The organism is Campylobacter sp. 2018MI10 (assembly GCF_018501175.1).
Classification (GTDB): domain Bacteria; phylum Campylobacterota; class Campylobacteria; order Campylobacterales; family Campylobacteraceae; genus Campylobacter_E.
In genome coordinates this window covers 81,976-93,767 of the sequence record NZ_JAHCZD010000008.1, presented here as the reverse complement: position 1 = coordinate 93,767, position 11,792 = coordinate 81,976, and the positions used below count along the sequence as shown (strand labels likewise).

21 protein-coding genes are annotated in these 11,792 nt (G+C 29.8%); 17 read left to right on the top strand and 4 right to left on the bottom strand.

Annotation, left to right across the window (positions count from 1 at the left end):
- The 10 genes from KJR01_RS05290 to KJR01_RS05250 form a co-directional block, all read left to right on the top strand.
- Positions 1–630 (top strand): hypothetical protein (locus KJR01_RS05290; protein WP_214117619.1); only part of this gene is annotated, 630 nt, incomplete at its 5' end.
- A gap of 13 nt (positions 631–643) precedes the next feature.
- Positions 644–1,207 carry a DUF4376 domain-containing protein gene (locus KJR01_RS05285; RefSeq protein WP_214117618.1) on the top strand — a complete coding sequence of 188 codons (564 nt, stop codon included), beginning with the start codon at positions 644–646 and terminating at the stop codon, positions 1,205–1,207.
- A 1-nt stretch (position 1,208) separates the two neighbouring features.
- Complete coding sequence (locus KJR01_RS05280) at positions 1,209–1,574, top strand: DUF1353 domain-containing protein (protein ID WP_214117617.1); 366 nt, start codon at positions 1,209–1,211, stop codon at positions 1,572–1,574.
- Positions 1,571–1,777, top strand: a complete 207-nt coding sequence (locus tag KJR01_RS05275) for a tail protein X (RefSeq protein ID WP_214117616.1) — start codon at positions 1,571–1,573, stop codon at positions 1,775–1,777. The genes KJR01_RS05280 and KJR01_RS05275 overlap by 4 nt, the downstream gene beginning before the upstream one ends.
- Positions 1,768–2,673: a phage late control D family protein gene (locus tag KJR01_RS05270; RefSeq protein ID WP_214117615.1), complete on the top strand. Its 906-nt coding sequence runs from the start codon at positions 1,768–1,770 to the stop codon at positions 2,671–2,673. Before KJR01_RS05275 ends, KJR01_RS05270 begins: the two co-directional genes overlap by 10 nt.
- Positions 2,673–2,963, top strand: coding sequence for a hypothetical protein (locus tag KJR01_RS05265; protein WP_214117614.1), 291 nt, complete (start codon positions 2,673–2,675; stop codon positions 2,961–2,963). The genes KJR01_RS05270 and KJR01_RS05265 overlap by 1 nt, the downstream gene beginning before the upstream one ends.
- A complete protein-coding gene (locus tag KJR01_RS05260) occupies positions 2,902–3,147 on the top strand; it encodes a hypothetical protein (protein WP_214117613.1) in 246 nt (81 codons plus the stop codon). Before KJR01_RS05265 ends, KJR01_RS05260 begins: the two co-directional genes overlap by 62 nt.
- Entirely contained in the window at positions 3,147–3,332 is a 186-nt protein-coding gene (locus tag KJR01_RS05255) for a hypothetical protein (protein ID WP_214117612.1), read from the top strand. The genes KJR01_RS05260 and KJR01_RS05255 overlap by 1 nt, the downstream gene beginning before the upstream one ends.
- Positions 3,333–3,430: 98 nt before the next feature.
- A complete protein-coding gene (locus tag KJR01_RS10380) occupies positions 3,431–3,556 on the top strand; it encodes a hypothetical protein (RefSeq protein ID WP_284444067.1) in 126 nt (41 codons plus the stop codon).
- An 11-nt stretch (positions 3,557–3,567) separates the two neighbouring features.
- Positions 3,568–4,161 carry a hypothetical protein gene (locus KJR01_RS05250; RefSeq protein ID WP_214117611.1) on the top strand — a complete coding sequence of 198 codons (594 nt, stop codon included), beginning with the start codon at positions 3,568–3,570 and terminating at the stop codon, positions 4,159–4,161.
- Between the two features lie 12 nt (positions 4,162–4,173).
- Here KJR01_RS05250 and KJR01_RS05245 read toward each other — a convergent pair whose 3' ends face one another.
- The 4 genes from KJR01_RS05245 to KJR01_RS05230 all read right to left on the bottom strand — a co-directional run bounded on the left by KJR01_RS05245 (position 4,174) and on the right by KJR01_RS05230 (position 6,949).
- Complete coding sequence (locus tag KJR01_RS05245; protein ID WP_214117610.1) at positions 4,174–5,082, bottom strand: Rha family transcriptional regulator; 909 nt, start codon at positions 5,080–5,082, stop codon at positions 4,174–4,176.
- 439 nt (positions 5,083–5,521) lie between these two features.
- The gene (locus tag KJR01_RS05240) at positions 5,522–5,770 is read right to left on the bottom strand and encodes a transcriptional regulator (RefSeq protein ID WP_250325144.1); all 249 of its coding nucleotides are present in this window, start codon (positions 5,768–5,770) and stop codon (positions 5,522–5,524) included.
- Positions 5,771–5,871: 101 nt separating this feature from the next.
- A complete protein-coding gene (locus KJR01_RS05235) occupies positions 5,872–6,312 on the bottom strand; it encodes a hypothetical protein (RefSeq protein WP_214117609.1) in 441 nt (146 codons plus the stop codon).
- On the bottom strand, positions 6,305–6,949 hold the full coding sequence (locus tag KJR01_RS05230) for a hypothetical protein (protein WP_214117608.1): 645 nt from the start codon (positions 6,947–6,949) through the stop codon (positions 6,305–6,307). Before KJR01_RS05230 ends, KJR01_RS05235 begins: the two co-directional genes overlap by 8 nt.
- 185 nt (positions 6,950–7,134) lie before the next feature.
- Between KJR01_RS05230 and KJR01_RS05225 the strand changes: the two genes are divergently transcribed.
- Genes KJR01_RS05225 through KJR01_RS05195 form a run of 7 tightly spaced genes read left to right on the top strand, consistent with a single transcriptional unit; the run spans position 7,135 to position 11,782 of the window.
- Positions 7,135–7,392: a hypothetical protein gene (locus KJR01_RS05225; protein WP_214117607.1), complete on the top strand. Its 258-nt coding sequence runs from the start codon at positions 7,135–7,137 to the stop codon at positions 7,390–7,392.
- Positions 7,389–8,336 carry a hypothetical protein gene (locus KJR01_RS05220; RefSeq protein ID WP_214117606.1) on the top strand — a complete coding sequence of 316 codons (948 nt, stop codon included), beginning with the start codon at positions 7,389–7,391 and terminating at the stop codon, positions 8,334–8,336. Before KJR01_RS05225 ends, KJR01_RS05220 begins: the two co-directional genes overlap by 4 nt.
- Positions 8,296–8,895 carry a hypothetical protein gene (locus KJR01_RS05215; protein WP_214117605.1) on the top strand — a complete coding sequence of 200 codons (600 nt, stop codon included), beginning with the start codon at positions 8,296–8,298 and terminating at the stop codon, positions 8,893–8,895. Before KJR01_RS05220 ends, KJR01_RS05215 begins: the two co-directional genes overlap by 41 nt.
- Positions 8,892–9,521: a hypothetical protein gene (locus KJR01_RS05210; protein WP_214117604.1), complete on the top strand. Its 630-nt coding sequence runs from the start codon at positions 8,892–8,894 to the stop codon at positions 9,519–9,521. The genes KJR01_RS05215 and KJR01_RS05210 overlap by 4 nt, the downstream gene beginning before the upstream one ends.
- Entirely contained in the window at positions 9,457–11,163 is a 1,707-nt protein-coding gene (locus tag KJR01_RS05205; protein WP_214117603.1) for a terminase gpA endonuclease subunit, read from the top strand. Before KJR01_RS05210 ends, KJR01_RS05205 begins: the two co-directional genes overlap by 65 nt.
- Positions 11,160–11,324 carry a ribbon-helix-helix domain-containing protein gene (locus KJR01_RS05200; protein ID WP_214117602.1) on the top strand — a complete coding sequence of 55 codons (165 nt, stop codon included), beginning with the start codon at positions 11,160–11,162 and terminating at the stop codon, positions 11,322–11,324. Before KJR01_RS05205 ends, KJR01_RS05200 begins: the two co-directional genes overlap by 4 nt.
- Positions 11,321–11,782 (top strand): helix-turn-helix domain-containing protein, encoded by a 462-nt coding sequence (locus KJR01_RS05195; RefSeq protein ID WP_214117601.1) that lies wholly within the window; start codon positions 11,321–11,323, stop codon positions 11,780–11,782. The genes KJR01_RS05200 and KJR01_RS05195 overlap by 4 nt, the downstream gene beginning before the upstream one ends.
- Positions 11,783–11,792 lie beyond the last annotated feature (10 nt).

The following is an 11,792-nucleotide window of genomic DNA, read 5'->3' as shown; positions in this document are numbered from 1 at the left end:
TTAAACGCTAAAGTAAATACAAATACATATACAACAGAGCAAAACGCTCAAAACACTAGACTTACAAATCTTGAAAGCTCAAGAGCTTTAAAGACTGATTTAAATAATTATTACACTAAAACTGAAAGCAACAATCTATTAAACGCTAAAGTAAATACAAATACATATACAACAGAGCAAAACGCTCAAAACACTAGACTTACAAATCTTGAAAGCTCAAGAGCTTTAAAGACTGATTTAAATAATTATTACACTAAAACTGAAACTTACACAAAAGCAGAAGTTGATACTAAAGACATACAGACAAGCAAAGTTGTACTTAAAAGCACAAGAAATTCGTCAGGGATTTGGACTATTACTAATCTTATTATTAATAAGCCATTGATAATAACAGCTTCATTAAGTGCTGGGGCAGGTGAGCATAGTGGTTTTGCATATTCTGTTCTTAGCGGAACTTTAGATTCTATAACAAATGGTGGTGGAAGCATAGTTTTTTTTTGTAGTACGCATTGGGATAGTCATCACTACGGAGGAATGTCATCTTCTAGTTTCACAATAATACCTAACGATACAAGTGTATCTATAAAAATGAATATGTTACCAAAAACAATAGCAAGAGCATATCAGTAAAAAAGGATTTATAATGAAAATATTTATACTAGATAATTTGATAGTAAATATAGATAATGAAATAGATAGTAAAGCTTTAATAGAACAAAACGCGTGGGAAATGCCACAAGAACAAATTAAAAAAGTTTTTGGAGATTACGCTCATCTTGCAAGTAACGATAATTGCACTTTTGCAAAAAATGGCGATGGATATGATGTAATTTTTATGCTTGATGAAAATAAACTGCTAGAAGATAGCAAAAATGCGAAATTAAATGAGCTAGAAAGTTTAAAATCATCAGCTGAGAATGCTGATATTTTATATAAAGATAAGTTTTATCAAGCAGACGCTAAAGCTAAAGAGCTTTTAACTCAAAGTTTAGTTATTTTTTCTAGTGTTGGTGCAGTGCCTGATAATTTTGCTTGGAAAAGCTCTGATAATAGTCTTAATGTTTTTAGCTTAGATGATTTAAAAGCATTATCGCTACTAATCGCACAAAGAACACAAATAATAACTGCCAAATATTGGTCTTATAAAGAGCAAATTAGAAATGCAACTACAAAAGAAGAATTAGATTTAATTAATATGGAGTTTTAGTATGACTAGGGTTGTTTTAAAGCCGTTTTGTAAAGATAAATTTGAACTTATAGAAGATTATAGTTTTGAGTGTGGATTTGCTAAAGTTGATATTCCTAGCGGATATAAAACAAATGGGGCAAATATACCTCGTTTGCTTTGGTCTATCTATCCACCCAATTCGCCTGAATACTTATCAGCAGTAGTTATTCATGACTACTTGTGCGATAAAGCATATCAAAACGATAAAAACTATGAAGACTTTATTTTAGCTGATAATATATTTTTTATTTCGTTAAAAGAGCTAGGCGTTAGCAATTTCAAATCGGCTTTATTTTACAACTCGTGCAGATTTTATCATTTTTTAAAATACAAGGTTTTTAGATGATTTATATTGCAAAGCAAGGCGAAAAATTAAGCGTGATTTATGCCAAACATTATAAAAGAGATGATTATTCATCTAGCTTTTATCAAGAGTTTTTAAGAGCTAATCATAAGCATTTAAACACGCTTTATTTTCGTGGTGGCGAACAAATAGAACTAATAGAGCCTAAAGTTGAAACTAAAAAAATGGAGACTTTATGGAGCTAGTTTATAAGCCAAAGATAACATTATTTTATAATGATATTGATAAAACGGCTCAAATGCCTTTTATAAATATTACTATTAATGATTATGCAAAAGGTCAGGCTGATAATTGCAATATCACGCTAAGTTATAACACACCTGAGCCACGCCTAAATGATACTATAAAAGTTTTTTGCGATGGTGTTTTGCTAGGTGCTTTTTATATAAACAAAATCAAAATCAAGTATAAGCAAACTTATGAGCTAGAATGTGTGAGTGCAAATCTAAGCCGTGCAAAACAAATAAAAAATAGGACATTTAAAGAAAGCGAGTTTTTAAAAGTAGCAGAAAGCATAGCAAAAGAAAATGGCTTAAAGTTTAAAGCACAGGTTAGCAAAAACGAGCTTAAAAACTATCAGCAAAACAATCAAAGTGATTTAGCCTTTTTATCTAATGAATGCGACAAGCTAGGTGTAAATATGAGTATCAAAAATGATACATTGATTTTGCACGATGCAAATAAAGAGAATAAAAGACTTAAATATGAATTGCAAGAAAGCGAGTTAATAGAGCTTGATTATGAGTTCATTGCAGCAGTTAGTGCAGGTAGTGTAGAAGTAACTTATTTTGATGCTAAAGAGAATAAAGATATAGTTATAAGAGCAGGTAACAGTGAGCCTGTAAAAAAAATCAATAGTTTTGTAAAGAACAAGCAAGAAGCACTAACCCTAGCAAACTCTAAGCTACAAACTCAAAAGAATGCGAGCTTTAAAGGCTCTTTAAAAGTTTTGGGTCGTGCTATGAATGCAGGTGCATTGCTTGATATAGTGCTTGAAAATAAGACTTTAAACACTCAAATAGAAAAAATAACGCATTCAATAAATGCTAGTGGGTTTATTACTAGCGTGGAGTTTTGCTAATGAAAATAAATGCGATTTTAGGAGTTATCATCTTGCTAATGTATTTATACATAAGTGATTTAAAAGCGAGTTTAGATAAAGCAAAAACTAAAGCATTTGAGCTAAATGCCGTGATTTTAGCAAAAGATGATGAGCTAAAAAGAGCAAATTTAGCAAGAGATGAGCTAAATAAAAAACTACAAGATAAACAAAAAATCCGTTTATCTTTAACAAAAAAGGTAAGTGAAAATGAGAAAAGTAAAGATAAGCTTGATGATTATTTTCTTGATATTTTTAACAGCTTGCAGTGAAAAAATAGTGTATGTGAGAGAGCAAGTGCCAACAGACTTTTTAGAATGCGAGAATTTAAATATAAATAGAGATATGAAAACAAACGGCGATTTTGCTTTATTTGTAATAGATAGTGTGAGTGCTTATCGTGATTGCAAAGCTAAGTTAAAAGCCGTGAGAGATTTTATGAAAGGAGATAAATAATGGAAGAAGGATTATTGCATTTAATTTTAAAAGGTGCGACTATACAAGACTTCACAGTTGCAGGGGTTCTTGGAGGAATGTTGATTTATCAAATATATGTAAATCAAAAAAAATTAGAAAAAATTGAACAGCTAAGCCAAGAAATGGTAACACTTTTGACAATCTTGAGCGAGAGGGTGAAATAAAAAACAACATATTGACAAAAAAGTTTAATATAAACAATTTTGGTAATATTATTTATAACCTGCTATAATTAGTGAAATTTAGTTTAAGGAGAATTTTAATGAATAATGAAAAAACAAAAAATGTATTAAGTACAGAGTCATTTAATCTTGATAAAATAATAAAAGGAAGGAAAGAAAGACAAGAAAATCAAGCTAAAGAAAAAGCAAGTAAAAAAAACAACTAAGGTTTTAAAATATGGATATTAAAGATATTGCAGGAGTATTTAGTTCAGGAGCTGTTTTAGTTGCTATATATCAACTTATGTCTGTTAAGAAAAATGTATTATTGCAAACATTTAAAAGTGAGCTTGATATTTTTGATAGGATAAAAGAAATTTTATCGAGATCAAGTAAACTAGACGATTCCTATAACTATTTTATAGCTAAAAAAGAAAAAACAGATGAAGATAGTAAAGAGTATTATGAAATTCAAGCTGAAATTAAAAGGTTAGATGAGGAAATAGAAAATACTGATATCGAGTTGTTAAATTTGCTTGAATTATATTGTTATAATATTAACAATAAAAGGCTAGAAGCAGATTTCGCAGTAAAATCTTACAAAAGCCTTTTTGAATCATTTAATATGGAGCGTGATAAAATATCAAAATATTCAGAATTAAATAAATTTTTAGACAATCATATTGCTTGTGCAAAAAAGTGCAAATATTCTTCTTTTTTAACAACTGATAATATTTTTTTAGTGATTGCTACTATTGTTTTTGCATTTTTAATTTACTTTTTATTTGCAAATAATGAAAATAAGGCAATTATAAATTTAATATTAAATTAATTTAGGGAGCCATTAGCTCCCATGTTGTATTTTTGTATTGCCTTTCCACTTTAACTCACATCCAAGTTCCCAACCTGCGATTTGTTCTCCATCTTCAATAACCCATTTATTATAAATAGGCGAATAAATTTTATCTACAGGTTTAAGTTTAGCATTTAAAACCCCAACATTTACTCCCCAAGCCCTTTGTGGAGTGTTTCCTAAATTATTATGTATTTTCACATTATAATAATCAGTTGCTCCATAAAAATGTAATATAGGAAGCTGTTTAAGGCATGGTGGATAATGCTTTCCAAATATTTGCCCAAGACCTTCAAACATTCTAGCTGCTAAGCCTTCGCCCAAAGAATGAAAATCAGCTAAATTCATTAACAAATATCCACGCTCTGCTAATTGACGCTTTAAATCTTTATCAATTCCTTTTTTAAAATCTATCTTTTGCCCATGTTCTAGCTCACATTTTAATGATTTGATTTGTAGCTCATACTTTTCTTTTTGTTGTGCTAATTGTGATTTATAGCCTAAAGCAACTCGCTTATTTCTTTTCTCTAGGTTTGATATTAGCTTATTACCACTTTCAAGCTCTTTATTTTTTAACAAATGCTGCATTTTATTAAACGCATTGATATACTCCACTTTAAAACGATACGCCTTATCACCAGTAAAACCCATTACAAGCATAACAAAACCATCACGAGTTATATTTATCATACGCCTTTGTTCGCCTTTTTTATCACAATAGCTACCAACTTTAAAATTTGAGTTTTTAAACTCATTATTTGGTATTTTATTGACTGCTTTTAAAACATTTGAGTGGTCTTTTTCAAAAACTTCAGCTATTTGTAGAGAATTGGCGAATATTTCATCGCCAATAATCTCAAAAGATACATTTACATTATTTATAGGGATTAAGGTATTCATTTTTTAAGCTCCTTAAATTCCTTATACAACTTGTTAACTTTTAAAGTTAAACCTAAAACCGATATCGCTAAAATTAGCGTTAAAATACTTTGTAGCATAATAGCTCCTTTATGATATAATTAAAGGATGAGTTAAACAATATGCAAAAGGTGGGGGCAACCTGCCCCCCTTAGCTTACCCTTTGTTTTTTGCTGTGATAATTGCCGTTATCAAGCAAATTATGGCTGTTAGCAAATTGATAAGGTTCTCTGCTAATTCCATTGTTTAACTCTCCTTTCTGTTTGTATTTCAAAAGTTGTATTTTTTACTTTTGATGTAATAATTATATATTATTTTATACTAAATGTCAAGAAGTTATGTTGTATTTTTTACTTATTTTGTAAAAAATAGTTGTAATTTTAACCAAGTTAAAAATAACTCGGTTAAAAAAGTAAGTATTTTAGCTATTTAGCCAAGTTTTTAAAATTTCTTTTGCTTCGTTTGCTTTTCTTAGTTCGCTTTGTAATTCTAAAATTTGCAAGTAAGCTTTTATGGCGTGTTGCATAGGTTGGCTTATATTGTTTGTTGAAATAGCTGTTTTAATTGCTCCTTCACCATAACCAATTTTTTCTGCCAATTCTTTATAAGTCAAGTTTTGCTCTTTACAAAACGCTTTTAATTCATCTGCTGTCATTTTTTCTTTTTCCATTATTTTTCCTTTTAAATAACCTTTAAGAATATTATATTTAAGTATAAATTAAGTTATAATATTATACAAATCCGATTAAAGAAAAATTAAAACTATTCTCATCACTCGCTCCAAACTAGCTCAAATAAAGACTGTTTATTATTAATCTCTTCTATTAGCTCGATAATTGCGTTTGTGGTTTCTTCTACCGTGCTTTTAGGTGTGCGTCGTATCCTTAGCTTGTCGTAAGAAACATCATAAATAAGGTCATAACAATATACTTCTATATCAATTTCTTTATTGCAATATGCAATGTTTAACTTTATAAATAATGAAAGATTGTCAACACAATCATCAGGCTCTGCAGCATAAATATTAAAATTCTTAATTTTTCTTAAATCTACAGCGTTTTCAAATAAGTAACTGCATTCTCCACTTTGTAGCAATGGAAAACACATTTCTACATAATATTTATCACGATAAATTTTCCTTTGCTCATACACTTGATTTACTAGCGTTTTTAAATCATCTTTGCTTATGATATTGATTAGTTCTTTACTCATTTTTAACTCCTAAATCATCAGCCAAATCGCTTAATATTTTCTCAACAACTTTTATCGCTTCAAAATCTTCATTATGTAAGCCAATATCTAAGTATTCTATGCTTTTATTTAGCACATTAAGAGTATTGATATTTTTATCATCGCTAGGTTTGAATAGCTCTAAAAACTCGTGTAATGAGATATGCTTATCAATGTATTTAAGATCAGTGAATATGTATTTATCATGCTTAATATCGCTAGATTTGATTTTCAAATCAGCTTTTTCTATCGTATAATCAGCTGTTTCGCTAAACTCATATTCTAAGTCTTCATGACAATAAACTAAATTATCATAATATCTAGCTCTTAAATTTAAATCCTTATCTATAAAATAAATTCCATTATCATAACAATCATATTTGTCTATGAATTTTGCCACGCTAAAATTCTCATCTATTTTTATAACTTCATTAAGGACTGTGCCTTCATTGTAAGCCTTTTCATTTAGTTTTGCAAAATCTTTAAAATCAAGTTGTAAATGTTTAGCAATTTCAAGCGTTGGCACAATACTAGAAAATCCACCATTCCAGTGATTATAAAAAAGCTCAATTTCTTTCTTTTCTACATCAATTTTAGCAACATAACATCTGTTTCCCATGTTTTCTCCTTTTTTTTTCTAATTTAAATTCTTAATACGATTACAAGAATATTAATATCTTATTCTTAAAATATCCTTTTAAGTATATTAAAAAAACATTATAATACAATCATTTACTAAAAATATTTATTATTAATATATTTTTTAGTATAAAATAAGATATTTTAAAATAAGGTGCAAAAAAAATGACACTAGGCACATTTAACACAAACGAACTTTTGAAAGCTCAAAAAAAGCGAACTATGTTTATGGCTAATTTGCGTGCGAAATTGCAAGGCGAGTTTTCTTTAGATGAGCTAAAGAAAACAATTCTAAAGCTTGATAAGGATTTAAGATACAACCTTGATAGCTTTATAGAAGAGCTAAAAGCAAATGAGCTAACAGAGATAAGCACACTTTTTAGTGATACCAAATATTATCAATTTAGAAAGGAGAGAAGATGACTTTTTGCGTAGCTGATAGCAAAATTGATGAATTAGTAAAAGTTAATAAGACACAAAAGCAATTATTGTATTTTTTACTAAAAAGCAAAACCAAGTTTAATTTAGACAAATGTATAAAAGCCTTGCAGATTTCTTCAAGGACATTTTATAGAAATGTTGAAGTTTTATTAAATAAAAATCTAATAATCAAAAAGGCTAATGATGATAAATTATATCATAATGAAAGCGATATTATTTATCAATTAGAACCTAATTTTGAGATTAAATTAAAAGAAAAATTAGTGACAAAATGTCACAAGCCAACTGATAAAATGGCACACAACGACTGCCAAAATGTTACAAGCCCTACCTATATATATAAGAGTAAGAGTAGAGTAAGAGATGAATTTATAAAACCCCAAACCCCTTATAAAGGGGCTAGTGTTGTTTGTGATGAAATTTCTCAAACAAAAACTAAAGGACAAAATGAAAATAAATCTCAATTAAAACTTAAAGCACAAAGAATAGCAACCGAGCTAAATAATACTAGCGATGAGTTTATTTCTAAACTAGATGAGTTTTTAAACAATCGTAACAAAAAGCACAAAATCACAGATGCTTACATAAGCGATTTAATAAACGAGTTAAAACAAATCCCAAACCCACTTATTGCAATAAATAAATGTTTAGCAAAAGGGTGGATAACTTGCGAGAGCCATTATTTTAAGAGCAACGCTCAAATTGGTTTAAATCATAATTACGCACTACATCCAAACTTGCAAAGACAAGTAGAGAATAATGAACTTACAGGACTAGAAGCACAGCAAAAACAAAATTTAGCACTAGCACTAGCAAGAATTAAAGACAAAGAAGAAGGCACAAATTACTATGAACAAATGAAAAATCAACTAAGAAAGGATAATTATGAAAATAAAAATACTACAAAACTTATTCAATGCATTTAATGATGATTTTAAAAGATTTGATTTATATTATGATAAGCTAAAGGATTTAGATAATGATGAGTTAGCTTGTGTTGTAGATAAAGCTATTGTAACTTGTAGAACTTTACCTAGTATTGCAGAGATATTAGATTTACATTATGAAGAAAGTTTTAACACTGCTTTGAATACTCTTAAAAATGTAGCTAGTTTTTTTAACTTTAATTGCCAATGCGTTGCGTTTGAAGATGACACACTAGCTGAGTTAATTAGGCGTAAGGGATTAAAACATTTTGCATATTCTGATGCTGATTATTTTAGCAACTATTGGAATATTAAAAATCTTAAAGATGAATATATTCAAATAGCGAAGTCTAGTAATAAAAAAGTAATTAGACATATTGAAAACAAATGTTTTAATGCTATTTGTTTATTTTATGATAAAAAAGGAAACAAGCATATATTAAAAAATACCGAAGAGCTACAATTATTCTTAAGAGATGATAAATCTAAGCAAGAATATTTAGCAGAATGCAAGAGCAAAAAAAACTTAAAAAATATTCTAGTTAAGGTCATAGTATGAGTAGCTCAAAACCTGAATTAAAAAGACTTGAAGTTTTAGACCAATGGCAAAGCGTAGGAGCGATTAAAGACTTAGTTCATCAAGCACCGATTAAGATTATTGACACTTTAGAGACTAAATATTCTTTAGAACGCAATAGTAAAAATCACGCAAGAAAGCCACCATTAAAAAACACAAGAGTAGAGCGTATTTATACGCCTGATTTTGCTTATAAAATACCGAGCTTAAAGCTACTAGTATTTGAAGAGTTTAAGAGTGATTACACAAGAGTTAAGCTAAGAGAAGCGTATTCGCTAAGAAGACAATTGTTAGAGCAAAAAATCAAGGCATTCAATGAAGATAGTGAATTAACAAGCTTTATTAAAGAAAGCTTTAGCGTTTTACATTCAACTTGTAAATATACAAATCTTAATGAAATTGAAAGTATAACATTAAGAACTGCTAGAGAGCAAAGCAGGAAAGATTTTAAAGATTTCTTAAGCAATGAAGAAATAAGGCAAGGTTATAAAATCGTGTTTTTTGAAAACGAGTTTATTTATTACAAATATGCGGAGCTAATAAATGATTACAAGCGTAAATTACGACTTAGAGAATACGAAGCATCTTTATTCGATACTTGCGAATAGTATTTTTACTAAGCCACACTTGGATTTGTTAGCGTGGAGTGAGAAATATCGTTTCTTAAGTGCGGAAGGAAGTGCTAGACCAGGTAGATTTAAAGCAGCTAGTTATCAGCGTGAGATACTAACTACAATTAGTGATAAAGAGCATAAACGAGTAGTATTAAACTTAGCTTCACAACTTGGTAAAACCGAGATGTGCTTAAATACTTTAGCGTATCTAATCGCACACGATCCAACGCCGATTTTGTATATGTTACCTGATGAAGGAATGGCTGAAGACTTTAGTAAGCGTAGATTTGCACCATTAAAAAGGGACTGTAAAGAAGTTGCGAAGATTATGGGCGAGAACGCAAGTGATACGATACTAATTAAGAACTTCAAGGGCGGTTCTTTAAACTTCGTAGGCTCAAATAGTGTTAGTAAGCTTGCTTCTAAGCCTATCGGATTTTTAATCGTTGATGAAGTTGATAGATGCAGCAATACAGCAGAAGGCGATAGTGTAGCACTAGCAGAGAAAAGAACTATTACTTTTCCAAACGCAAAGATTTTATTAGTTAGCACGCCTACTTTACATGGCACTAGCAAGATACAAAACGAATACGATAAAAGCGACAAAAGACGCTTTTATGTGCCTTGTCCTAAATGTGAGTTTAAGCAAGTTTTGGAATGGGAGAATGTGGATTTAGATAAAGAATGCCTAGTTTGTATTAATTGTAAGCACGAGATAAGCGAAAGAGAACGCCTAGCGATAATTAAAAAAGGCGAGTGGATAAAAGAGTGCGAAAGTGAAACAGCTGGGTTTCATCTCTCATCGCTTTATAGTGAGTATGTGAGTTTAAAAAGCATAATTAAAGATTATAAAGATAAGTGCAAAAGCGAAGCAGGTTTGCAAGTATTTATAAATACCACACTAGCTAGGACCTACACACCAAAAGTAGAAAGCAAGATGAATGAAAGTGATTTAATCAAGCTTAAAAGAGATTATGACAATCTTAGCTTTTCAAGTGATGTGGCGTTTATCGTGGCTGGCGTGGATGTGCAAAAAGATAGGCTTGAAGTTAATTTCGCAGGAGCGAACAAAGACTTAAAAGATTTGCGAGTTTATAACATTACGCATAAGATTATCAAAGGCAATCCAAGAGAGTTAATGATGTGGGACAAGTTACACGAATTAGTGCAAAATGGTGTTTTTATGAGCGAAGTTGGCGAGTATTTAAAATGCAGTTTATGTTTTGTAGATAGTGGCTATCTAACAGAAGAAGTTTATAACTTCGTAGCTAGGCATAAGAGCTATTTTGCCACTAAAGGAGCGAATGAAACAAACAATAATAAAAAGCTTTTAGTAAACAAAGTAAAGGCGGTTAAGCAAGGTGTAGGATTAATTGAAATCGGAACTTTTACAGGCAAAAGCGAAGTGTTTGCGATGATAGAAAATAAGCGAGTTGTTTTTGCAAAAACTTATAGCGATGAGTATTTCAAGCAACTAACAGCTGAGAGCTTAAAAGTTGTAAAAAATAAATATGGAGATGAGAATTTAAGATTTACAAAAGATAGAGATAGAAATGAAGCATTAGATTTAAGTGTACTAAACCTAGCAGCTATAAAAACATTTTTAAGCAAAAAGAAAAGGAAGATTAAGCAATGAAGAAGATAAGGAATAAAAAGTCAGCATTTATGCATAGCTTAAATTGTCGTATTGATAATAGAACACTATACAAATTAATTAAATATAGCGAAGAAAGAAATATAAAACAAAGTGTCATAATAAGACAAGCATTACAGCAATACTTAAAGGCATTTGAGTGAAAGTAAGAGAAGTAGCTAAGATTTTCAATGTTTCACCACGAGCTATATATGATTTTATTAATTCACGAGAATTTAAACCTATAAGTCCGTGCGGGGACTATGATATGGAGCTTGCTAGTGAATATTTTCGCCACATTCAAGATAAAATGATACTTGATAGCGATGACCCCAAAATGGCAAAAATAATCGCTGATACAGAAAAGGCAAAAGCTGAAACAGATTTAAAAAGACTTGATTATGAGATAAAACAAAAAGAATACATAAAAGCTTCAATAGTCGAGAATGTATTAAGCGATGCTTATAAAGCACTTGCGAAAAAAGTTTATGAGCTTGATAAAGAAGTGCATAAACATTCAAGCTTGCAAGAAGCTTGTGAAGTATTACTAAATGATTTAAAACTTGAATTATTAGAAAAATATAAAGAGTTAGATAGCAACTGTGAGCTAGATATTGTTTAGGTTCTTCCTG

What these genes read in the sequence shown, in the direction of transcription:
- KJR01_RS05270 (WP_214117615.1), top strand. Translation starts at nt 1,768, where the DNA reads ATGGAGCTAGTTTATAAGCCAAAGATAACATTATTTTATAATGATATT.
- KJR01_RS05280 (WP_214117617.1), top strand. Translation starts at nt 1,209, where the DNA reads ATGACTAGGGTTGTTTTAAAGCCGTTTTGTAAAGATAAATTTGAACTT.
- KJR01_RS10380 (WP_284444067.1), top strand. Translation starts at nt 3,431, where the DNA reads ATGAATAATGAAAAAACAAAAAATGTATTAAGTACAGAGTCATTTAAT.
- KJR01_RS05200 (WP_214117602.1), top strand. Translation starts at nt 11,160, where the DNA reads ATGAAGAAGATAAGGAATAAAAAGTCAGCATTTATGCATAGCTTAAAT.
- KJR01_RS05230 (WP_214117608.1), bottom strand. Translation starts at nt 6,949, where the DNA reads ATGGGAAACAGATGTTATGTTGCTAAAATTGATGTAGAAAAGAAAGAA.
- KJR01_RS05235 (WP_214117609.1), bottom strand. Translation starts at nt 6,312, where the DNA reads ATGAGTAAAGAACTAATCAATATCATAAGCAAAGATGATTTAAAAACG.
- KJR01_RS05220 (WP_214117606.1), top strand. Translation starts at nt 7,389, where the DNA reads ATGACTTTTTGCGTAGCTGATAGCAAAATTGATGAATTAGTAAAAGTT.
- KJR01_RS05225 (WP_214117607.1), top strand. Translation starts at nt 7,135, where the DNA reads ATGACACTAGGCACATTTAACACAAACGAACTTTTGAAAGCTCAAAAA.
- KJR01_RS05240 (WP_250325144.1), bottom strand. Translation starts at nt 5,770, where the DNA reads ATGGAAAAAGAAAAAATGACAGCAGATGAATTAAAAGCGTTTTGTAAA.
- KJR01_RS05250 (WP_214117611.1), top strand. Translation starts at nt 3,568, where the DNA reads ATGGATATTAAAGATATTGCAGGAGTATTTAGTTCAGGAGCTGTTTTA.
- KJR01_RS05255 (WP_214117612.1), top strand. Translation starts at nt 3,147, where the DNA reads ATGGAAGAAGGATTATTGCATTTAATTTTAAAAGGTGCGACTATACAA.
- KJR01_RS05245 (WP_214117610.1), bottom strand. Translation starts at nt 5,082, where the DNA reads ATGAATACCTTAATCCCTATAAATAATGTAAATGTATCTTTTGAGATT.
- KJR01_RS05260 (WP_214117613.1), top strand. Translation starts at nt 2,902, where the DNA reads ATGAGAAAAGTAAAGATAAGCTTGATGATTATTTTCTTGATATTTTTA.
- KJR01_RS05210 (WP_214117604.1), top strand. Translation starts at nt 8,892, where the DNA reads ATGAGTAGCTCAAAACCTGAATTAAAAAGACTTGAAGTTTTAGACCAA.
- KJR01_RS05285 (WP_214117618.1), top strand. Translation starts at nt 644, where the DNA reads ATGAAAATATTTATACTAGATAATTTGATAGTAAATATAGATAATGAA.
- KJR01_RS05205 (WP_214117603.1), top strand. Translation starts at nt 9,457, where the DNA reads ATGATTACAAGCGTAAATTACGACTTAGAGAATACGAAGCATCTTTAT.
- KJR01_RS05275 (WP_214117616.1), top strand. Translation starts at nt 1,571, where the DNA reads ATGATTTATATTGCAAAGCAAGGCGAAAAATTAAGCGTGATTTATGCC.
- KJR01_RS05215 (WP_214117605.1), top strand. Translation starts at nt 8,296, where the DNA reads ATGAAAATAAAAATACTACAAAACTTATTCAATGCATTTAATGATGAT.
- KJR01_RS05265 (WP_214117614.1), top strand. Translation starts at nt 2,673, where the DNA reads ATGAAAATAAATGCGATTTTAGGAGTTATCATCTTGCTAATGTATTTA.